The sequence below is a fragment of the Massilia sp. MS-15 genome (assembly GCF_020176695.1).
GTDB classification, from domain to species: domain Bacteria; phylum Pseudomonadota; class Gammaproteobacteria; order Burkholderiales; family Burkholderiaceae_D; genus Telluria; species Telluria hydrophila.
Genome location: NZ_JAIWIA010000033.1, coordinates 1 through 618, shown reverse-complemented (window position 1 = coordinate 618; position 618 = coordinate 1). Strand labels below are relative to the sequence as shown.

The 618-nt window shown below is 56.1% G+C and carries 1 protein-coding gene; it reads right to left on the bottom strand.

What is annotated here, in order from left to right:
• On the bottom strand, positions 1-618 hold a 618-nt coding region (locus tag LCI23_RS13580), incomplete at both ends, for a transposase (RefSeq protein WP_224946984.1).

Genomic DNA, 618 nt, shown 5'->3' with positions numbered 1-618 from the left:
TTGAACTTTTCGCCGCTTTTCAGCACGCCGAAGGCGACATGCAGCATCTTGCGCATCATGGCTACGATCATTGTCATCGGGTTTTTCCCATTACGGGAGAGTCGTTCAAGGAACTGCCTTCCCCAAGTCGTCCGATACAGCGTGTACATTGCAGGCATGTACATCAGTTTTCGGACGACGCTGTGTCCGAAGCGGGAGATGTGAGGACGACCACGAACGCTGCTGCCCGATTCGTGTTGACGAGGATCGAGGCCGACGTAGGCCGTCACCTGTCGGGCATTCCTGAAGCGCTCTGGCGTAAGTGAAAAGGCTAGCAGCATCGAGATCGTGCGCTCGCCAACGCCTGGAATACTCTCGAGCAGCTCCTTTCGTTGCCTCAAGCCTGGATCGTCATCGATGCTGTTGCGGATTTTCTTGGCCAGATTCTTGATTTCGTTGTCGAGCCATTGGATGTGAGAAGAGATTTCCTCTCGCACCACATCGCGCGCCACTGCAAGCCGGTTGCTCTCCTGCTGGCGCATCTCCTGAAGCGCATCAAGACGAAGCACCATTGCCCGTAGCGCCTGCTCCTGAGCCGACGGCGCCTTCCAGGCTTCCGGCTGATTTTCCTTGCAAAAC